Below are 20539 nucleotides of genomic sequence, written 5' to 3' on the forward strand. Positions count from 1 at the left end.
GGCCGCTGCCGACAACGGTTGCACTCACCCGGAGGCAAAAAGAACCTCAACCCTTGTTGGTGGTCCGAGTTTTGAGCAGGCTGGCCACCATCGTCAGGAACAACGTCAGGATGATGACCGCCAGGCTCAGCAGGGTCGGAATCTCCGGGACCTCGACGTGCTGACCGCCGTTGATGAACGGCACGGTGTTCTCGTGCAACGCGTGCAGCACGAGCTTCACGCCGATGAAGAACAGGATGAACGCCAAGCCCTGCGAGAGGTACACCAGTCGGTTCAGCAGGTCGCCCAGCAGGAAGTACAGCTGGCGCAAGCCCATCAGCGCGAACAGGTTGGCGGTGAACACCAGATACGGCTCACTGGTCAGCCCGTAGATCGCCGGAATCGAGTCGAGCGCGAACAGCAGATCGGTGGTGCCCAGGGCGACGACGACCAGGAACATCGGGGTCATCAGGCGCTTGCCGCCGTCCTTGATGTACAGCTTGAGCCCATCCCACCTGTCGGTGGTGTTGAGGTAGGTCCGGGCGAAGCGCACCACGGCGTTCTCGGCGTCGTCTTCGTGGTCGGTGTCACGCACCAGCTTGACCGCGGTGACCACGAGGAACGCGCCAAAGATGTAGAAGATCCACGAAAACTTGGTGATCGCAACGGCTCCCAGCGCGATGAAGATGCCGCGGAAGATCAGCGCGAGCACGATGCCGACCAACAGCGCCTGCTGCTGGTACACCTTGGGCACGTTGAAGCTGGCCATGATGATGATGAAGATGAACAGGTTGTCCACCGACAGGCTGTACTCGGTGAGCCAGCCCGCGAAGAACTCCAGCCCGAACTGGCTGCCGTGGAAGTTCCACACCCAGATGCCGAAGGCGATGGCCAGGCCCACGTAGAACGACAGATAGATCGCGCATTCACGCGTCGTCGGTTCGTGTGGCCGGCGGGCGATGACGATCACGTCGAACAGCAGGATGGCCACGGTCACACCGAGGGTGATCAGCCATTCGAGCTGGGACACGTTCACAACTGACCTCCGGGCGTCACAAAACGTCCGAGGTCTCTTCCGCCGCATACGACGCGCGGCCCGCGGCACCGGACGGCCGATGACGGCCGACGTGGTGACGACACCGCGGCGAAGGAATACTCCCCTCTTGCCCGCAGTCTGTCAGGTCCGCGCACGGCGCGCCAAACCGGAGCGCGCCGATCGCCCGTCCCCCGTCGCGTCCGCCGCTGCGATGTCGACGACGACGCCTAGGATCCACAGTCGTGACGACGCCGGAAATTCCCCCTCAATACCTGCTCTCCGAGCAGGCTCCGCCGCCGCGCACGCTGATCGACATCCTGTACGACACCGCCAACCGTTACCCGGATGCCGCGGCTATCGACGACGGCACGGTGCAGCTCACCTATGCCGAGCTGATCGCCGACATCGAGGAGAGTGTCGACTGGCTGGCCGCGCGGGGAATCGGGCGCGGCGACCGCATCGGGATCCGGATGCCGTCGGGCAGCTATGCCCTATACGTGGCGATCCTGTCAACCCTGGCCGCCGGGGCGGCCTACGTTCCCGTCGACGCCGACGATCCCGACGAACGGGCCCAGCTGGTGTTCGGCGAAGCCGAGGTGGTGGGCATCATCACCGACGCCGGGCTGGTGCGCGGGCCGGGTTCGTCCCGCGGCTGGCGCGCCACCGCTCCGCTGGGCCGCGACGACGCGTGGATCATCTTCACTTCGGGTTCGACGGGGACACCAAAGGGGGTCGCCGTGACCCACCGCAACGCCGCGGCGTTTGTCGACGCCGAAGCCCGAATGTTTCTGCAGGACAACCCACTTGGCCCTGGTGACCGCGTATTGGCCGGCCTGTCGGTGGCGTTCGACGCCTCGTGCGAGGAGATGTGGCTGGCCTGGCGCTACGGCGCCTGCCTGGTGCCGGCTCCTCGCGCGCTTGTGCGCAGCGGCATGGACCTCGGCCCGTGGCTGGTGTCGCGGGACATCACCGCGGTCTCGACGGTGCCCACCCTGGCGTCGCTGTGGCCGGCCGAGGCCCTCGAGGCGGTCCGGCTGCTGATCTTCGGCGGCGAGGCCTGCCCGCCGGAGCTGGCCGAGCGTCTGGCCGTCGACGGCCGCGAGGTATGGAACACCTACGGCCCGACCGAGGCGACGGTGGTCGCCAGCGCCGCCCGCCTCGACGGCCGCTCCGCGGTCAGCATCGGCCGGCCGCTGCCGGGTTGGGACCTGGCGGTGGTCAACGCCGAGGGCGCGCCGGTGGCCCTCGGTCAAGTCGGCGAACTGGTCATCGGCGGGGTCGGGCTAGCCCGCTATCTGGACCCGGAGAAAGACGCCGAGAAGTACGCGCCGATGGAATCGTTGGGGTGGGCCCGGGCCTACCGCAGCGGCGACCTGGTGCGGCTGGAGGCCGACGGCCTCTACTTCCAGGGCCGCGCCGACGATCAGGTCAAGGTCGGCGGCCGGCGCATCGAACTCGGCGAGGTGGATTCGGCGCTGGTGCACCTGCCCGGCGTCAGCGGCGCCGCCGCAGCGGTACGCCGCACTGCCAGCGGCACCCCGATGCTCGTCGGCTACATCTCCCTCCCGCCCGGCACCGACACTGCGACCTTCGACCTCGCTGCCGCCCGCGCCCACCTGGCCCAGGCGCTGCCCGCCGCGCTGGTTCCGCGCCTGGTTCTGCTCGACGAGCTGCCCACCCGCACCTCGGGCAAGGTCGACCGCAACGCCCTGCCCTGGCCACCGCCGGGATACCAGGAGTCCGAGCCCGACCTCGGCGGCACCATGGGCTGGCTGGCCGGGCTGTGGCGCGATGTCCTCGGCGCGGTGGTCGACGGGCCGGAAGCCGACTTCTTCGCCCTCGGCGGCGGCTCGCTGTCGGCCGCGCAGCTGGTGGCCGCACTGCGGCAGCGCTACCCGCAGCTGACCGTCGCCCAGCTCTACGACCACCCGAGGCTGGGCTCGCTGGCCGAGTTCCTCGACGAGTTCGCCCCGCCGATCGCGGTCACCCCGCGCCACGTGACCCCCACCCCGGTATCCACCCAGGCCGCCCAGGTGCTCTTGTCGGTCCCGCTGGCGACACTGACCGGCCTGCAGTGGGTGACCTGGCTGGCACTGATCAACAACGTGGCCGCGGCCGTGCACCCGCTGCCATGGCTGGCGCCGGTGAGCTGGTGGCTGGTGGCGGTGGCGTTCATCCTGTTCATCACACCGCTGGGGCGGATGGGCATCGCCGTGCTGGGGGCGCGGGCGCTGCTGTCCGGCCTGCAGCAGGGCACCTATCGCCGCGGCGGGCCCGAGCATCTGCGGGTATGGCTGGCCGAACGGCTGGCCGACGCCAGCGGCGCGGAAAACATGGCCGGCGCGCCCTGGCTGGTGTACTACGCGCGGGCGCTGGGTAACAAGGTCGGCAAAGGCGTGGATCTGCACTCCGCGCCGCCGGTGACCGGGATGCTGCAACTCGGGCACCGGGTGTCCATCGAGCCGGAGGTCGACCTGACCGGGCACTGGATCGACGGCGACCTGTTCCACGTCGGCCCGATCACCGTCGGCAACGACGCGACCATCGGAGCGCGCACGACCTTGTTCCCCGGCGCCGTCATCGGCAAGAACGCCGACGTCGCGCCGGGTTCCGGGGTGGTCGGCAAGGTCAAGAACGGCCAGTACTGGAAGGGCTCCCCCGCGGTGAAATCCGGCAAGGCGCGCCACCCCTGGCCCGAACACCGGCCGCCGCCCGCCACGCACTGGGTGGCCATCTACGGCCTGACCTCGGTGCTGCTGGGCGCGATACCGCTGGTGTCGCTCGCCGTCGGCCTGGGCGTCCTGGTTTGGCCGGCCCGGCACACCGCGACGCTGTCGTCGGCGCTGGCCGCCGCCGCGCCGTGGATCCCGGTGGCCGCGCTGGCGGCGCTGGGGTTCTACGCGGTACTGACCGTGTTCGGGGTGCGCCTGTTGTCGCTCGGGCTGCGCGAGGGCTATCACCCGGTGCGCAGCCGCATCGGCTGGCAGCTGTGGGCCACCGAACGGCTGATGGACGCCGCCCGCAACTACCTGTTCCCGATCTACGCCAGCCTGCTCACCCCGTGGTGGCTGCGACTGCTGGGCGCCAAGATCGGCCGCAACACCGAGATCTCCACCGCGCTACTGACCCCGAAATTCACCGTCGTCGAAGACGGCGCGTTCCTGGCCGATGACACCATGGTGGCGTCCTATGAACTCGGCGGCGGCTGGATCCACGTGGCCAAGGCCACCGTCGGCAAGCGGGCGTTCCTGGGCAACTCCGGGATCACCCAGCCCGGCCGCCGGGTGCCCGACGACGGTCTGGTCGCGGTGCTCTCGGCCGCGCCGCACAAGGCCAAGGCCGGCTCGTCGTGGTTGGGCAGCCCGCCGATCCGGTTGCGCCGGCACGCCGATTCCGCCGATGCGTCGCTGACCTACAACCCGCCGATGCGGTTGAAGGCGATGCGTTCCGCCGTCGAAACCTGCCGCCTGCTCCCGGTGATCGTGACCTTCGCGATCGGCGTCGCGATGCTGGCCGCCGTGCAGGCGCTGGCGCTGAACTTCGGGTACGGCTGGGCTGCCCTGGCCGGCGGTGTGCTGCTGCTGGTGGCCGGCGCGATCGCCGGCGGCATCGCGGTGGCCGCGAAATGGCTTGTGGTGGGCCGCATCCGCGTCGGCGAACATCCGCTGTGGTCGTCGTTCGTGTGGCGCAATGAAGTATCGGACACGTTCGTCGAGACCGTGGCAGCCCCGTGGTTCGCCCGGGCGGCCAGCGGCACCCCGGTGATGAACCTGTGGCTGCGCGCGCTGGGCGCCAAGATCGGCCGCGGCGTCTGGTGCGAGACCTACTGGCTGCCCGAAGCGGACCTGGTGACGCTGCGGCGCGCCAGCACCGTCAACCGCGGGTGCGTGGTGCAGACCCATCTCTTCCACGACCGGATCATGCGAATGGATACCGTCGTGCTCGACGACGGCGCCACCCTGGGACCGCACTGCGTGGCGCTGCCGGCCGCCCGGCTCGGGGCCGGCGCGACCGTCGGGCCCGCCTCGTTGGTCATGCGTGGCGACGAGGTGCCGGCATCGACCCGCTGGCAAGGCAATCCCATTGCGCCGTGGATTGTTTCGCGCAAGAAGTCGCGCGACGACGCCAGTGGCAAAGCCGAGGGCAACGCCGCGTGAAACGTCCCACCAAGAAGGCCGCCAAGAAGGGCGAGCCACCGGTCATCGACCCGTACCTGCCGCGCAACGGCAACTTCGGCTACCGGGTGTCGCGCTATGACCTCGACCTCGAGTACAAGGTGGCGATCAACCGGCTGACCGGCACGGCGACGATCACCGCGGTGACGCTGGCTTCGTTGCAAACGTTCACCCTCGACCTGTCCGACGCGCTGTCGGTGACCAAGGTGGCGGTCAACGGCCGGCGTCCGTCGCACTTTCGGACATCTGCCGGCAAGCTGCACATCACGCTGCCGGCGGCGCTGCCGGCCGGAGCGGCGATGTCGATCAGCGTGCGCTACGGCGGCTCCCCGCGTCCGATCCGAAGCCTGTGGGGCGAAGTCGGTTTCGAGGAGTTGTCCAACGGCGTGCTGGTCGCCGGTCAGCCCAACGGCGCGGCGTCGTGGTTCCCGTGCGACGACCATCCAAGCTCGAAGGCCAGCTACCGCATCCAGATCAGCACCGACAGTCCGTATCGCGCCGTGGCCAACGGCGAACTGGTGTCGCGGCGGGTGCGTGCCGCGCACACGGTGTGGACCTACGAACAGCCCGAGCCCACGTCGACGTATCTGGTCACGCTGCAGATCGGCATGTACGGCACCACCAAGCTGCCCAAGACGCCGGTGCCGATGCAGGCGGTGTTACCGGATCGGTTGCGCGCCAACTTCGACCACGACTTCGGCCGGCAGCCGCAAATGATGAAGCTGTTCGTAAAGCTGTTCGGGCCCTACCCGCTGTCCAACGGCTACACCGTAGTGGTCACCGACGATGATCTCGAGATTCCGCTTGAAGCTCAGGGCATTTCGATCTTCGGCGCCAACCACTGCGACGGCAGGCGCCGCTCCGAGCGGCTGATCGCACACGAGTTGGCCCACCAGTGGTTCGGCAACAGCGTCACCGTGCGGCGCTGGCGCGATATCTGGCTGCACGAGGGATTCGCCTGCTACGCCGAGTGGTTGTGGTCCGAGCAGGCTGGCGGGCAGACCGCCCAGCAGTGGGCGCTGCACTACCACACCAAACTGGCCAACTCGCCGCACAACCTGCTACTGGCCGACCCCGGGCCGCGCGATATGTTCGACGACCGCGTCTACAAACGCGGCGCGCTCACCCTGCACGTGCTGCGCCACACCATCGGCGACGAGAAATTCTTTGCGCTGCTGCGGGATTGGACCGCGCGTTACCGGCACAGCACCGTGGTGACCGACGACTTCACCGGCCTGGCCGCCAACTATGCCGATGTCTCGCTGCGCCCACTGTGGAACGCCTGGCTTTACTCCACCGAGGTCCCACCGCTGTGACCGACGCGGGCGCCTCCTTCGACGCGGTGAGCGCCACCGGCGCCCACCCGGTCGGTACGACGGGGGCGATCACCCGCGGCAGCGTGGCACGGGTGGGGGCGGCCACCGCGGTGTCGGCGGTCTGCGGCTATGCGGTGCTCTACCTGGCCGCCCGCGCTCTCGACCCCGCGGGCTTCTCCGTCTTCGGAGTGTTCTGGGGCGCCTTCGGCCTGGTCGGCGGCGCCGCGTACGGGCTGCTGCAGGAGGCTACCCGCGAGGTTCGCGCGGCGGGTTACGTCGAGCTGGCCGACGGGCCGCGCACCAACCCAATGCGGGTGGCGACGGCGGTCGGGGTGATGGCCGCCCTGGCGATGGCGGGCACGTCGCCGCTGTGGGCCCAGCACGTCTTCACCGACTCCCGTGCCCTGTCGGTGGCGCTGCTCAGCGTCGGGCTCGCCGGGTTCTGCATCCACGCCACCCTGCTGGGTCTACTGGCCGGCACCGGCAGCTGGGGACCCTACGGCGCACTGATGGTCACCGACGCCGTCATGCGGGTGGCGGTCGCCGCAGCGGCATTCGCGGTCGGCTGGGGCCTCAACGGCTTCCTCTGGGCGACCGTCGCCGGTGCGGTGGGATGGCTTGCACTGCTTGCTGTTTCACCGACCGCCCGGTTCGCGGCTCGGTTGCGTACGCCCGGCGGCACCCGCACGTTCCTGCGTGGGGCGGGACACTCCATCGCCGCGGCCGGCGCCAGCGCGGTCCTGGTGATGGGTTTTCCGGTGCTGCTCAAGGCGACCTCCGGGGAGCTCGGTGCGGCCGGCGGCGTGGTGATCCTGGCGGTGACGCTGACCCGGGCGCCACTGCTGGTCCCGCTGACGGCGATGCAGGGCAACCTGATCGCCCACTTCGTCGACCACCGCGGCCACCGGCTCAAGGCCCTTATCGCCCCCGCGGCCGTCGTGGTCGGCCTCGGCACCATCGGCGTGCTGGCCGCCGGACTGGTCGGGCCGTGGCTGATCCGGGTGGCGTTCAGCGACGAGTACGCACCCAGCGGGTCGCTGCTGGCCTGGCTGACCGCGGGCGCGGTGGCCATCGCGCTGCTCACGCTGACGGGGGCGGCGACGGTGGCCGCGGCGCTGCATCGGGCATATTCGATCGGCTGGGTGGGCGCCACGGTGGCCTCGGCGGCCCTGCTGACCCTGCCGCTGGATCTGACCGACCGGACCGTGGTCGCGCTGTTGTGCGGGCCGGTGGTCGGGATCGCCGTCCACCTGGGCGCGTTGGCCCGCGCCGCGCACTGAAACGCCCGGGAACAGCGTGTACTTTGTGGACATCGACACGCCCTACCCCAGCGCCTGGATCATCGTTCCGGCGTTCAACGAAGCGAAGGTCATCGGCGACGTCATCGCCGACCTGCGCCAGACCTTCGACCACGTGGTGTGCGTCGACGACGGCAGCCGCGACGACACCGCCGACATCGCGCTGCGCGCCGGCGCGCACGTCGTGCGCCACCCGGTGAACCTCGGCCAGGGCGCCGCCATCCAGACCGGGGTGGAGTACGCCCGCCGCCAGCCCGGAGCCGAGGTGTTCGTCACCTTCGACGCCGACGGGCAGCACCGGGTCAAGGACGTCGTCGCCATGATCGACCGGCTCTGCGCCGGTGACGTCGACATCGTGATCGGCACCCGCTTCGCCGGAACCACGGTCAGCCACACCCCGCCGTTGAAGCGGCTGATCCTGCGCACCGCCGCATGGCTGAGCCCGAGCAGCCACCGCTTGCACCTCACCGACGCCCACAACGGGCTGCGGGTGTTCAACCGGACCGTCGCTGACAACCTCAACCTGACGATGAACGGGATGAGCCACGCCAGCGAGTTCATCAAGCTGATCGACGAGAACGGTTGGCGGGTGACCGAAGAACCCGTCGAGATCCTCTACACCGAATACTCGGTGTCCAAGGGCCAACCCCTGCTCAACGGAGTGAACATCGTCTTCGACGGGTTCCTGCGAGGAAGGATGCGCCGATGAACTGGATCCAGGTGCTGCTGATCGCGGCAGTGATCGCACTGCTGGTGTACCTGTTGCGCTCGCGGACCAATGCCAAGGCGAAGGCCTGGGTCAAGGTCGGGTATGTGCTGTTCGTGCTCGCCGCCGTCTACGCGATCCTGCGCCCCGACGACACCACGGTGCTGGCCAACTGGCTGGGTGTGCGCCGCGGCGCTGACCTGCTGATGTACGCGCTGATCATCGCGTTCGTCTTCACCACCATGAGCACCTATCTGCGGTTCAAGGAGCTGGAACTGAAGTACGCGCGGCTGGCCCGCGCGGTGGCATTGGACAGCGCCCGGGTCCCGGAGCACTGAACCTGCGGGGTTCGGCGCCCCGTACCATCGACGCGATGTCAGTACCGACCCGAGTGGCCCGCGTGCCACCGGTGGCGGCAGCCGCGCTGGTGCTCGTAGCGATCCAGTTGGTGGTGCGTGCGGTCCTGGCGTTCGGCGGCTACTTCTACTGGGACGACCTGATCCTCGTCGGCCGGGCGGGCACTCAGGGGCTGTTCTCGGTGTCGTATCTGTTCGACGATCACGACGGCCACGTGATGCCCGGCGCGTTCCTGGTCGCCGGGGTGATCACCCGGCTCGCGCCACTGGTGTGGGCGTGGCCGGCGGCGAGCCTGGTGATCCTGCAACTGCTGGCGTCGCTGTCGCTGGTGCGCGCCCTGCACGTGATCCTGGGCTGGCGCCCGGTGCTGCTGGTCCCGCTGAGCTTCGCGTTGTTCACCCCGCTGGGTGTGCCGGGCTTCGCGTGGTGGGCCGCGGCGCTGAACTCGCTGCCGATGCTGGCCGCCATGGCGTGGGTGTGCGCCGACGCGATCCTGTTGGTGCGCACCGGTAATCAGCGGTATGCCGCTAGCGCCGTGGCGGTCTATTTCGGTGGTCTGCTGTTCTTCGAGAAGTCCGCCGTGATCCCGTTCGTCGCCTTCGCGATCGTCACGCTGCTGTGGCATGTGCAGGGTGAACCGCGGCCACTCCGCACTGTGTGGCGCGCCGGTGCCCGGCTGTGGGTGGGCGCCCTGGCGCTGACGGCGGCGTGGGTCGGGGTGTATCTGGCGGTGGTGGACCAGCAGCGCTGGAGTTCGGATCTGGCCATGACATGGGATCTGTTGCGCCGGTCGGTCACCCACGGGATCGTGCCGGGGCTGGCCGGTGGCCCATGGCAGTGGCAGCGCTGGGCGCCGGCCTCGCCGTGGGGGGTGCCTCCCCCGACGGTGATGCTCCTGGGTTGGGTGGTGCTGGCCGCCGCGGTGACGGTGTCGCTTCTGCGAAAGCGGCGCATCGCCGCGGTGTGGGTGGTCGCGGCCGGTTACGCGGTGGCCTGCCAGATCCCGATCTATCTGATGCGTTCGTCGAAGTTCACTGCGCTGGAGTTGGCGCAGACCCTGCGGTATTTCCCCGACCTGGTGGTGGTGCTGGCGCTGCTGGCCGCTGTGGCGTTCTGCGCCCCCAACCGGGCCGGGGCTGGTTGGCTCGACGCATCCCGTCCCCGCACCGCGGTGGTGGCCGGGGTGGCCGTCGCATTCGGGGTGAGCAGTCTGTATTCGACCGCCACGTTCCTAGCCAGCTGGCGGGACAACCCGGCCCAGCCCTACCTGCAGAACGCGCTTCGCGGGCTGGCCCAAGCCCGTGCCGCTTCGTCGGCGCCGCTGCTGGACCAGGAGGTTGACCCGCTGGTGTTGCAGCGCGTCGCCTATCCGGAGAACCTGGCCAGCCACATGTTCGCGCTCATCCATGATCGCCCTGAATTCAGCGGCTCCACAACGCAATTGCGAATGCTCGACACCAGCGGGCGGCTGGTGGACGCCAACGTGACCTGGGTGCGCACCATCATGGTGGGGCCGGTGGCGGGATGTGGTTATTTCGTGCAGCCCGACGCACCGGTGCGGATGCCGCTGGACGGGCCGCTGCTGCCCGCGGACTGGACTGTCGAGATCAACTACCTGGCCAACAGCGAGGGGTCGATGATCATGGCGCTGAGCGAGGGCCCCGAGATCAAGGTGCCGGTGCATCCCGGCCTGAACCGCGTCTATGTGCGGCTGCCGGGCGCTGGCGACGCAATCAGGGTGCGGGCCTCGACCGCGGCGCTGTCGTTGTGCCTGGCGTCCGGGCCGGTCGGCTACCTGGCGCCCAGGAACTAGGTCCATGGCGCCGGGGGTCGCCAGCACCAAAGTAGTTCGCACGACCGGCCGAGTGGCCACGTGCGACACGCATTGGGCCCGACTGCGTGCAACAAGTGGCCAGTCGCGCGATGGAAATGAGAGCCGCCTGGGGGAATCGAACCCCCGACCTATTCATTACGAGTGAATCGCTCTACCGACTGAGCTAAGGCGGCGTGGCTCCGACAAATGAGCGCTTACGGGAAGAGCATCCTGCCGAGTGCCGATGGATGAGTCTACAGGTCCGAACGCAATGCCTGACCCACGGTGGCCACCATCGCATCGACGGCGAACTTGGGTTTGACGTTCATGGCCAGCGCATCGCGGCACTCGAGGACCGCCTCGATACACCGCAGCAGCTGATCGGGCGGAGCGTGCGCCGCCAGTGCCGCCACCTTCTCGGCCATGTCGGGATGGTTCGGCACCACCACCGAGCCGGCGCCGTTGGCCACCACCAGCGCGTCCCGGAAGTACGTCGCGAGGTCGATCAGCGCGCGATCCAGCGCGTCGCGGGAAGCCCGGGTCTGGCGTGACTTCTGCCGCCGCTCCAGGTCGCGGATCGCCCCGGTGGCGCCCCGCAGCGCGCCCGCGGTGCCCTTACCGGTTCCGCCGGCACCCAATGCGGTGCGCAGTTCGTCGGACTCGGCCTCGTCGCGCCCGACGTTGAGCGCCTTGGCCTCCGCCTCGGCGGTGGTCACCAGTTCCTCGGCGGCCGCGTACGCCCGCGACGGGGTGGCCGCATCGCGGGCGAGTCGCAGTGCCCGGGACCGGCGTTCCCTGGCATCGGCATCGGTGGCCAGGCGCCGCGCGCGGCCCACGTGACCGCCGCTGACCGACGCCGCCCACTGCGCCTCCTCGGCCGACAGCCCGTCGTTGTCCATCAGCACCTGGGCGATGGCCGCCGTGGGCGGTGTCACCAGCGCCACGTGCCGGCACCGCGACCGCAGTGTGATCGCGATGTCCTCGGGATCCACCGACGGGGCACACAGCAGGAACACCGTCGACGGCGGCGGCTCTTCCACCACCTTCAGCAGCGCGTTCGCCGCACCTTCAGTGAGACGGTCAGCGTCCTCGATCACGACGATCTGCCAGCGTCCGGTGCTGGGCCGTCGCGAGGCGATCTGCACGATTGCCCGCATCTCGTCGACACCGATGGACAGCCCTTCGGGGATGATGCGCCGCACGTCGCCGTGGGTGCCGGCCATGGTGGTGGTGCACGATCGGCACCGGCCGCACCCCGGCGTGTCGTCGGCGGTGCACTGCAGCGCCGCGGCGAAACACAGCGCGGCCACCGAGCGGCCGGAACCAGGGGGCCCGGTGATCAGCCAGGCGTGTGTCATGGTCCCGGTCGCGGCGATGTCGTGAGCGGAATCACCGCGGGCGGCGCGCGCGGCACCGACCAACTCCGCTTCCACGGCACTTTGGCCGACCAGGCGAGCGAAAACTCCGGACATCACCGATAAACACTAGTGCTCAGCAACGACACAGCCGTTCCGCGGTGCGTTGTGAAGGTGCAGATCCGTCGCGCTGTACCGATACGGTGGGCTGGTGAGCACCGCACAGTTCAGTCCGGGGCGAATCAGCGGATTCGTCCGCTGGGTCGCACGGACGCCCTGGCCGGTGTTTTCCCTGGGCATGCTGCAGGCCGACATCATCGGTGCTCTGCTAGTGCTCGGCTTCCTGCGGTTCGGGCTACCGCCGTCGGACCGCATCATGCTCCAGGACCTGCCCACCCTCAACCTAGTCATCTTCCTCAGCTACCTGTTCATCTCGTTCGGCGTCGGCGCGTTTGTCAGCCTCAAGCTGCTGGTGCCGGTGTTTCGCTGGCAACGTCGAGACGCGCTGCTGGCCGACGACGACCCGGCCGTCACCGAAGCGGCCCGATTGCGGGCGCTGCGGATGCCCGTCTACCGCTCGGTGATCAGCATGACCAACTGGGTGCTGGGAGCGGCGGTGTTCATCGCCGCCAGCTGGCCGGTGGCCAGCCACGCCGCACCCGTGCTGGCGGTGTCCACCCTGCTCGGCGCCACCGCAACCGCGATCATCGGGTACCTGCAGTCCGAGCGGGTGTTGCGCCCGGTGGCCGTCGCCGCGTTGCGCGGCGGGGTCCCTGAGAGATTCCACCGGCCCGGTGTCACCCAGCGCCTGGTGCTGACCTGGCTGCTGTCCACCGGAGTGCCGCTACTGGCCATCGTGCTCTCGATCGTGGCAAGCAAGTTCTCCCTGCTACAAGCCTCGGCCGACGCGCTGTTCACCCCAATCCTGCTGATGGCGATCGCCGCGCTGGTGATCGGCTTGGCCGGCAACGTGCTGGCGGCGATGTCGATCGCCGACCCGCTGCGCCAGCTGCGCTGGGCGCTCGGCGAGGTCCAGCGCGGCAACTACAACGCCCACATGCAGATCTACGACGCCAGCGAGCTGGGCCTGTTGCAAGCGGGCTTCAACGACATGGTTCGCGACCTGTCCGAGCGGCAGCGGTTGCGCGACCTGTTCGGCCGCTACGTCGGAGAGGACGTCGCCCGCCGCGCCCTGGAACGCGGCACCGAACTCGGCGGTCAAGAACGCGACGTCGCGGTCCTGTTCGTCGACCTGGTCGGCTCCACCCAGCTGGCGGCCACCCGACCGCCTAGCGAAGTCGTCAGCCTGCTCAACGAGTTCTTTCGGGTGGTCGTCGACACCGTCAAGAAGCACGGCGGCTTCGTCAACAAATTCCAGGGCGATGCCGCGCTGTGCATCTTCGGAGCGCCGATCGAACACCCCGACGCCTCCGGAGCGGCGCTGGCCGCCTCGCGGGAACTGCACGACGAGCTGGTCAGCGTGCTCGGGCAGACCGACTTCGGCATCGGGGTGTCCGCGGGCCGGGCCATCGCCGGACACATAGGCGCCCAGGCCCGGTTCGAATACACCGTCATCGGAGACCCGGTCAACGAGGCGGCCCGACTGACCGAACTGGCCAAGCTCGAGGGCGGCCATGTGCTCGCCTCAGCGATCGCGGTCAGCGCGGCACTGGACGCCGAGGCGCTGTGCTGGAATGTCGGCGAGATCGTCGAACTGCGGGGCCGCACCGCACCCACCCAACTGGCTCGCCCGATGAACCTGGTGTCACCCGGCACGGCCCGCGAGACCGCAACGCGGTAGAGCCAGCCCGGCTAGGCCTTCTTCGCGGGGGCCTTCTTGCGCGGCGCAGCCTTCTTCGCGGGGGCCTTCGCGGTCTTCTTGGCGACCTTCTTCACCGGCCCGCGGGCGCGGCGTTCGGCCAGCAGCTCCGAAGCCCGCTCGTCGCTGATCGTCAGCACGTCGTCGCCCTTGCGCAGGCTGGCATTGGTCTCACCGTCGGTGACGTACGGGCCGAAGCGGCCGTCCTTGATCACCATCGGCTTGCCCGAGGCCGCGTCGGTGCCCAATTCCCGCAGCGGTGGCGTCGAAGCCCCTTGACGGCCACGGCGTTTGGGCTCGGCATAGATCTTCAACGCCTCATCGAGGGTGATGTCGAAGATCTGGCTCTCGGTGGCCAGCGATCGAGAATCGGTGCCGCGCTTGAGATACGGACCGTAGCGACCGTTCTGCGCGGTGATCTCCTCGCCATTGACGGGATCCACGCCGACGACTCGCGGCAGCGACAACAGTTTGAGCGCGTCGTCGAGGGTGATGGTCTGCAGATCCATCGACCGGAACAGTGAACCGGTGCGCGGCTTGGGGCCGGTCGGCTTCTTGCCCTTCTTGGCAGTCACACCGGGGTCGTCGTCCGGCGGCGGGGGCAGCACCTCGGTGACATACGGCCCGTACCGACCGTCCTTGGCGACGATCTCGTGGCCGGTGTCCGGGTCAACCCCGAGCGAGCGGCCCTCCTGTGGTGTCGCGAAGAGGGTCTCGGCCATCTCCAACGTCAGCTCGTCGGGCGTGATCTCGTCACTGAGGTTGGCCCGCTGCGGGGTGGGCTCACCGTCGTCGCCGGTGATCATCCGCTCCAGGTACGGCCCGTTCTTGCCGACCCGCACCACGACGGGACGACCCTCCGCGTCGTCGAAAAGCTTGATGGAGTTGACTTCTCGCGCGTCGATGCCTTCGAGGTTGACACCCACCAGCTTCTTCAGTCCGCCGGCGCGGGCGATCGAGTCGGCCACCCCGTGCTCGCCGCCGAAATAGAAGTTGGACAGCCAGTTGGTGCGCCGCTCGTTACCGGAGGCGATCTCGTCGAGTTCGTCCTCCATGGCGGCGGTGAAGTCGTAGTCCACCAGTCGGCTGAAGTGCTGCTCGAGCAGTCCGGTGACGGCGAACGCCACCCACGACGGCACCAACGCACTGCCCTTCTTGTACACGTAGCCGCGATCCTGGATGGTCTTGATGATCGAGGAATACGTTGAGGGACGGCCGATTCCGAGTTCTTCGAGCGCCTTGATCAGTGAGGCCTCGGTGTAGCGGGCGGGCGGGTTGGTGGTGTGCCCGTCGGCAGTCAACCCAGTCGCGTCAACACGCTGGCCCTGCCGCAGCTGCGGCAGCCGGCTCTCTGCGTCGTCGGCCTCACCGCCGGCGAGTTCATCGACGGTCTCCACATAGGCCTTGAGGAAGCCGGGGAAGGTGATGGTGCGGCCGCTGGCGCTGAACACCACCTCGCGTGTGCCGGCGGCGACTCCGTTGATCCGCAGGCTCAACGTGGTGCCCCGCGCGTCGGCCATCTGCGAGGCCACGGTGCGCTGCCAGATCAGCTCGTAGAGCCGGAACTCGTCGGTGTCGAGTTCGCGGTGCAGCGCTCCCGGGGTGGCGAAGGTGTCACCCGCGGGACGGATGGCCTCGTGGGCCTCCTGGGCGTTCTTGACCTTGCGGGTGTACTGGCGGGCCGACGGGTGGACGTACTCGTCGCCGTAGAGCTGGCGGGCCTGGTTGCGGGCGGCGTCAATGGCCGACTGCGACAGGGTCGTCGAGTCGGTACGCATATAGGTGATGTAGCCGTTCTCGTACAACCGCTGCGCGACGCTCATCGTCCGTTCGGACGAGAACCGCAGCTTGCGTCCGGCCTCCTGCTGCAACGTGGAGGTCATGAACGGCGGATACGGCTTGCGGGTGTAGGGCTTCTCCTCCACGGACGCCACGGAGAGGCTGGAGCCCCGTAGGCCCGCGGCCAGCGAGCCGGCCCCGGCCTCGTCGAGCACCGTCACCTCGTCCGGCTTGCGGAGCACCCCGAGTGAGTCGAAGTCGCGGCCGGTGGCCACGCGCTTGCCGTCGACGTTGACCAGGCGGGCGGTGAACTTCGGCGGCGCGGCGTTCGGATCGGACACGCTGGCGTCGAGCTCGGCGATCACGTCCCAGTAGGAGGCGCTGCGGAACGCCATGCGGTCGCGTTCGCGTTGCACGATGATGCGGGTGGCCACCGACTGCACGCGGCCGGCCGAAAGCTTCGGGGCGACCTTCTTCCACAGCACGGGGCTGACCTCGTAGCCGTAGAGCCGGTCGAGGATGCGGCGGGTCTCCTGCGCGTCGACGAGGTCGTTGTCCAGGTCACGGGGATTTTCGGCGGCCGCGCGGATGGCCGGTTCGGTGATCTCGTGGAAGACCATCCGTTTGACCGGTATGCGGGGCTTGAGCGTTTCCAGCAGGTGCCAGGCGATAGCCTCACCCTCGCGGTCACCGTCGGTGGCGAGGTAGAGCTCGTCTACATCCTGCAGCAGGCCCTTCAGCTCCGAAACGGTGCCCTTTTTGTCCGGGCTGATGATGTAGAGCGGCTCGAAATTGTGCTCGACGTTGACCCCGAGGCGAGCCCAGGGCTCGGATTTGTACTTGGCCGGTACGTCGGCGGCGTTTCGCGGCAGGTCACGGATGTGCCCGCGGGACGACTCGACGATGTAGTTGGAGCCCAGGTAGCCGGCGATTTTGCGCGCCTTGGTGGGCGACTCGACGATGACGAGCCGCCGGACGTTGCCGCCGCCCCTGCCATCACCACTTGCGCCGGATCTGTCGTCAGCCAACTGCGCTTACGCTCCACTTCTGTCTTGCCCACAGGTACCCCCAACCCGCGCGCACCTGACAATTTCGCACTCTGGACCGATCAACGCAAACCGGCCCCCTCCACGAAATCTCTCAGACCCGCGGCCACGCTGACAACGCCTCCATGCCATCAGGCGGTTCCCCCACATTCTCTACCAGGCGCGATAGCCGTCGGCGACCACTTATTCGCAGGGCCGGGCGGGCGCCCCGGGTGCCGATCAGAGTGGGTGCCATCCCGACCCGCATCAGCGCCGACGCCAGCGGGGAATGGGTGTCGGGTGCGTGCGGGTCCAGCCCGAGCAGATAACGGTCGGCCTCGGGCACGCCGGCGGCCAGTGTCCACGCCCGCAGCTCGCGCGGTCCGGGCAGCCACTGCGGGGGCACGGTCTTCACGGCACCGCGCGTCCAGTCGGCCGCCAGACCGACTAGGCGCACGTCGACGGCGGTCCGGACCAGCGGGGTCTCTTCGTCGGTGCGGGTAATCTCGGCGTCGAGTCCGGCGTCGTCGATCATCGCGGCCAGCGCGCGAGCCCGCCACAGGTCGTCGACGACCACCGACAGCCGGGCGCCACCGCCGACCATCGCCACCTGTCCGGCCGCTGCAAGCAGCCCGGTCAGGTCGGCGACCGCAGGGGGCACCGACTCAGCCGAGAAGAAGGACAGCTGGCTCACGATTCGACAGTAAGCCAGTCAGCGACCGCCGTGGCGCCGCCGAGCCGTAATGGCAGTACACAAACACCACGGGGCCGGCAAACCGGGCCCCGAAACGAAAGCACCCCCGGCGGTACCCGTCACCGGGACGCTCGGGGGTGATTCCTGTTGGCGTTGTGGATCAGACTGCGCGGACGCCTGTGGCCTGCGGCCCCTTGGGGCTCTGGCCGACCTCGAACTCGACCCTCTGGTTCTCCTCAAGGGTGCGGAAGCCGGACCCCTGAATTTCCGTGTAGTGGACAAACACGTCGGCAGAGCCGTCCTCGGGAGCGATGAACCCGAAACCCTTCTCGGCGTTGAACCACTTCACAGTTCCCTGTGGCATCTTTCGTACTTTCCTTCTCTTCCTACCGGGAGCGGTCGACCGAGTTTTTCGGCAGACCGGGCCCGTTCCGACCGCCATCCTTCGTGGAGTCGTCGGAACTCACCCGACCTACAGACCCTCGCAGGAACCGCGATCGCAACGTCGATCCTGCGAGTGTTGGAACACGAACACAGAAGCTGCGACCGCCCTTATCCAATCACGTCCAGAGCGCTTAGGACAGTCTCGGTGCTACCAACTGATGAACAATTCGATACAGGCCTGTAGACATGCGCCCGAAAGCACGTCGCAGTGGCCGCAAGTAGCCCTTAGTTATAAGGAAAGGCACGATTTCGATGGTGAGTTTCGGCAGCGAGCTGCTTACGGCAGCGGTGGCCGGCGCCGAATCCTCGCCCGATGCGCTGCGTCACGTCGCCGAGCTCCCGGCACGGCAGGCGCAGAGCGCGGACTGGCCCGGTTGGGCGCACCCAGATGTGCTCCGCGCGTTCGTTGATCACGGCATCGCCCGGCCGTGGTCGCATCAGCTGCGTGCCGCCGATCTGGCGCACGACGGGCACCACGTCGTCATCAGCACCGGCACGGCGTCCGGTAAGTCGCTGGCGTTCCAACTGCCGATCATGGATGCCCTGGCCCGCGACCCGCGGGCACGGGCGCTATATCTGTCGCCGACGAAAGCGCTCGGCCACGACCAGCTGCGCACCGCGCATTCACTGACCGCGGCCGTAGCCGCCCTCGGCGATGTGGCACCGACCTCTTATGACGGCGACACTCCGACCGAGGTGCGCAGATTCGCCCGCGAACGGTCGCGGTGGCTGTTCTCCAATCCCGACATGATCCACCTGTCGCTGCTACGCAACCACGCCAGGTGGTCGGTCTTCCTGCGCGGCCTGCGCTATATCGTGGTCGACGAATGTCATTACTACCGAGGCATTTTCGGCTCGAACGTGGCCATGGTGCTGCGCAGGCTGCTGCGATTGTGTGAGCGGTACGCACCGGCGTCGTCGCGGGAGGGGGCCGGGCCACTGCCCACGGTGATCTTCGCCAGTGCGACCACCGCGGCACCGGGCGCCACCGCCACCGAACTGATCGGGCAGACCGTGCAGTCCGTCACCGAGGACGGTTCGCCGCAGGGGGCGCGCACGGTGGCGCTGTGGGAGCCGGCGCTGCGCACCGATCTACTCGGCGAGAACGGCGCCCCGGTCCGGCGGTCCGCGGGTGCGGAGGCGGCCCGGATGATGGCCGACCTGGTCGCCGAAGGCGCACGCACCCTGACGTTCGTGCGGTCAAGGCGCGGTGCGGAGTTGACGGCGCTGGGAGCGCAGGCGCGACTAGAGGAGATCGCCCCCCAGCTGCGCGACACCGTCGCCTCCTATCGGGCAGGCTACCTCGCCGAGGACCGCCGTGCGCTTGAGCGTGCCATCGCCGACGGGGAGTTGCGCGGCTTGGCCACCACGAACGCCTTGGAGCTGGGTATCGACATCGCCGGGCTGGACGCGGTGTTGCTCGCCGGCTTTCCCGGGACGGTCGCCTCGTTCTGGCAGCAGGCCGGCCGATCGGGACGGCGGGGCCAGGGTGCACTGGTGGTGCTCATCGCCCGTGACGATCCCCTGGACACCTACCTGGTCCACCATCCGGCGGCCCTGCTGGACAAGCCGGTGGAGCGCGTCGTCATCGATCCGGCCAACCCCTACGTTGTCGGCCCGCAATTGCTCTGCGCGGCAACCGAACTGCCGCTGGACGAGGCGGAGGTCCGGCGCTGGGAGGTCGAGCCTGTCGCGGCCGAGCTGGTCGAGGACGGACTGCTGCGACGCCGCGGCGGCAAGTACTTCCCCGCCGCCGGTCTCGATCCCCATCCGGCGGTGGACATCCGCGGTTCGGCCGGCGGAACGGTGGCGATAGTCGAAGCCGGCACCGGACGGATGCTCGGCAGCTCCGGCGCCGGACAGGCACCGGCCACGGTCCATCCCGGGGCGGTGTACCTGCATCAGGGCGACAGCTACGTCGTCGACTCGCTCAGCCTCGAGGACCGCGTGGCGTTCGTACACGCCGAAGACCCCGGCTACGCCACCTTCGCCAGGGAGATCACCGACATCACCGTGACCGGAGCCGGTGAACGCGCCCACTACGGCGCCGTGACGCTCGGCCTCGTCCCGGTGACGGTGACCCACCGCGTCATCGGCTACCTGCGGCGGCGGCTGTCCGGGGAGGTGATCGACTTCGTCGAGCTAGACCTGCCCGAACAATGTCTGTCGACCACCGCGACGATGTACACGATCACCCCGGAAGCACTGTCCGACAGCGGAATAGACCTGCGGCGCATACCCGGCTCACTGCACGCCGCCGAGCACGCGGCGATCGGACTGCTACCGCTGGTGGCCAGCTGCGACCGCGGCGACATCGGCGGGCTGTCCACCGCCGTGGGCGAGGACAGCCTGCCCACAGTGTTCGTCTACGACGGCCACCCCGGCGGAGCAGGGTTCGCCGAACGCGGCTACCGGCAGGCCGAAATGTGGCTCGGCGCCACCGCGGCGGCGATCGAAGCGTGCGAGTGCCCACTTGGCTGCCCGTCGTGCGTGCAGTCACCCAAGTGCGGCAACGGGAATGACCCCCTGGACAAGTCCGGAGCGATCGGTGTTCTCAACCTCGTTCTCACTGCGTTGGCCGGCGGACTCGACTGATCCTGCGCCGACCGACCCCTCGAACGGTCGACTCCTACGATCTGCGAGCACGCCAGCCGGCGTATCGATCAGGTGCCCCGCGCTGCTGGAGGCGTGCTGGCAGCCGACTGCACTGCCGGAGACGAACGGCCGGACAACTCGGTCCCTA

The 20539-nt window shown here is 68.8% G+C and carries 13 protein-coding genes and 1 tRNA gene; 8 read left to right on the forward strand and 6 right to left on the reverse strand.

What is annotated here, in order from left to right; all coding sequences use genetic code 11:
- Nucleotides 1–46: 46 nt before the first annotated feature.
- Nucleotides 47–1015, reverse strand: a complete 969-nt coding sequence (locus tag ACXDF8_RS09420) for a TerC family protein (protein ID WP_457222979.1) — start codon at nucleotides 1013–1015, stop codon at nucleotides 47–49.
- 242 nt (nucleotides 1016–1257) lie between these two features.
- Between ACXDF8_RS09420 and ACXDF8_RS09425 the strand changes: the two genes are divergently transcribed.
- The 6 genes from ACXDF8_RS09425 to ACXDF8_RS09450 are packed head-to-tail and all read left to right on the forward strand — an operon-like array spanning nucleotide 1258 to nucleotide 10680.
- Nucleotides 1258–5172 (forward strand): Pls/PosA family non-ribosomal peptide synthetase, encoded by a 3915-nt coding sequence (locus tag ACXDF8_RS09425; RefSeq protein WP_457222980.1) that lies wholly within the window; start codon nucleotides 1258–1260, stop codon nucleotides 5170–5172.
- A complete protein-coding gene (locus ACXDF8_RS09430) occupies nucleotides 5169–6506 on the forward strand; it encodes a M1 family metallopeptidase (RefSeq protein WP_457222981.1) in 1338 nt (445 codons plus the stop codon). The genes ACXDF8_RS09425 and ACXDF8_RS09430 overlap by 4 nt, the downstream gene beginning before the upstream one ends.
- 26 nt (nucleotides 6507–6532) lie before the next feature.
- Nucleotides 6533–7786, forward strand: a complete 1254-nt coding sequence (locus tag ACXDF8_RS09435) for a polysaccharide biosynthesis protein (protein ID WP_457223060.1) — start codon at nucleotides 6533–6535, stop codon at nucleotides 7784–7786.
- Between the two features lie 25 nt (nucleotides 7787–7811).
- Nucleotides 7812–8513 carry a polyprenyl-phospho-N-acetylgalactosaminyl synthase PpgS gene (locus ACXDF8_RS09440; RefSeq protein WP_457222982.1) on the forward strand — a complete coding sequence of 234 codons (702 nt, stop codon included), beginning with the start codon at nucleotides 7812–7814 and terminating at the stop codon, nucleotides 8511–8513.
- Nucleotides 8510–8848, forward strand: a complete 339-nt coding sequence (locus tag ACXDF8_RS09445; RefSeq protein WP_457222983.1) for a DUF2304 domain-containing protein — start codon at nucleotides 8510–8512, stop codon at nucleotides 8846–8848. Before ACXDF8_RS09440 ends, ACXDF8_RS09445 begins: the two co-directional genes overlap by 4 nt.
- 35 nt (nucleotides 8849–8883) lie before the next feature.
- Entirely contained in the window at nucleotides 8884–10680 is a 1797-nt protein-coding gene (locus ACXDF8_RS09450) for a hypothetical protein (protein WP_457222984.1), read from the forward strand.
- A gap of 121 nt (nucleotides 10681–10801) precedes the next feature.
- On the opposite strand, the gene ACXDF8_RS09455 is transcribed toward ACXDF8_RS09450, so the two are convergent.
- Nucleotides 10802–10874 (reverse strand) — tRNA-Thr (locus tag ACXDF8_RS09455).
- A 60-nt stretch (nucleotides 10875–10934) separates the two neighbouring features.
- The gene (locus ACXDF8_RS09460) at nucleotides 10935–12152 is read right to left on the reverse strand and encodes a DNA polymerase III subunit delta' (protein WP_457223061.1); all 1218 of its coding nucleotides are present in this window, start codon (nucleotides 12150–12152) and stop codon (nucleotides 10935–10937) included.
- A gap of 94 nt (nucleotides 12153–12246) precedes the next feature.
- Here ACXDF8_RS09460 and ACXDF8_RS09465 point away from each other — a divergent pair, with 94 nt between their 5' ends.
- The gene (locus ACXDF8_RS09465) at nucleotides 12247–13836 is read left to right on the forward strand and encodes an adenylate/guanylate cyclase domain-containing protein (protein WP_457222985.1); all 1590 of its coding nucleotides are present in this window, start codon (nucleotides 12247–12249) and stop codon (nucleotides 13834–13836) included.
- A gap of 11 nt (nucleotides 13837–13847) precedes the next feature.
- Here the strand turns inward: ACXDF8_RS09465 and topA are convergent, their stop codons facing one another.
- The 3 genes from topA to ACXDF8_RS09480 form a co-directional block, all read right to left on the reverse strand.
- Complete coding sequence (gene topA, locus ACXDF8_RS09470) at nucleotides 13848–16661, reverse strand: type I DNA topoisomerase (protein ID WP_457222986.1); 2814 nt, start codon at nucleotides 16659–16661, stop codon at nucleotides 13848–13850.
- Nucleotides 16662–16773: 112 nt separating this feature from the next.
- Nucleotides 16774–17352, reverse strand: coding sequence for a hypothetical protein (locus tag ACXDF8_RS09475; RefSeq protein ID WP_457222987.1), 579 nt, complete (start codon nucleotides 17350–17352; stop codon nucleotides 16774–16776).
- A gap of 160 nt (nucleotides 17353–17512) precedes the next feature.
- Complete coding sequence (locus ACXDF8_RS09480) at nucleotides 17513–17716, reverse strand: cold-shock protein (RefSeq protein ID WP_005138711.1); 204 nt, start codon at nucleotides 17714–17716, stop codon at nucleotides 17513–17515.
- 332 nt (nucleotides 17717–18048) lie between these two features.
- Between ACXDF8_RS09480 and ACXDF8_RS09485 the strand changes: the two genes are divergently transcribed.
- Complete coding sequence (locus tag ACXDF8_RS09485; RefSeq protein WP_457222988.1) at nucleotides 18049–20391, forward strand: DNA 3'-5' helicase SftH; 2343 nt, start codon at nucleotides 18049–18051, stop codon at nucleotides 20389–20391.
- Nucleotides 20392–20539 lie beyond the last annotated feature (148 nt).

This window comes from Mycolicibacterium sp. CBM1 (genome assembly GCF_054073305.1).

Coding starts and splice junctions, on each gene's coding strand:
- ACXDF8_RS09445 (WP_457222983.1), top strand. CDS start 8,510: ATGAACTGGATCCAGGTGCTGCTGATCGCGGCAGTGATCGCACTGCTG.
- ACXDF8_RS09450 (WP_457222984.1), top strand. CDS start 8,884: ATGTCAGTACCGACCCGAGTGGCCCGCGTGCCACCGGTGGCGGCAGCC.
- ACXDF8_RS09460 (WP_457223061.1), bottom strand. CDS start 12,152: ATGTCCGGAGTTTTCGCTCGCCTGGTCGGCCAAAGTGCCGTGGAAGCG.
- ACXDF8_RS09480 (WP_005138711.1), bottom strand. CDS start 17,716: ATGCCACAGGGAACTGTGAAGTGGTTCAACGCCGAGAAGGGTTTCGGG.
- ACXDF8_RS09485 (WP_457222988.1), top strand. CDS start 18,049: ATGGTGAGTTTCGGCAGCGAGCTGCTTACGGCAGCGGTGGCCGGCGCC.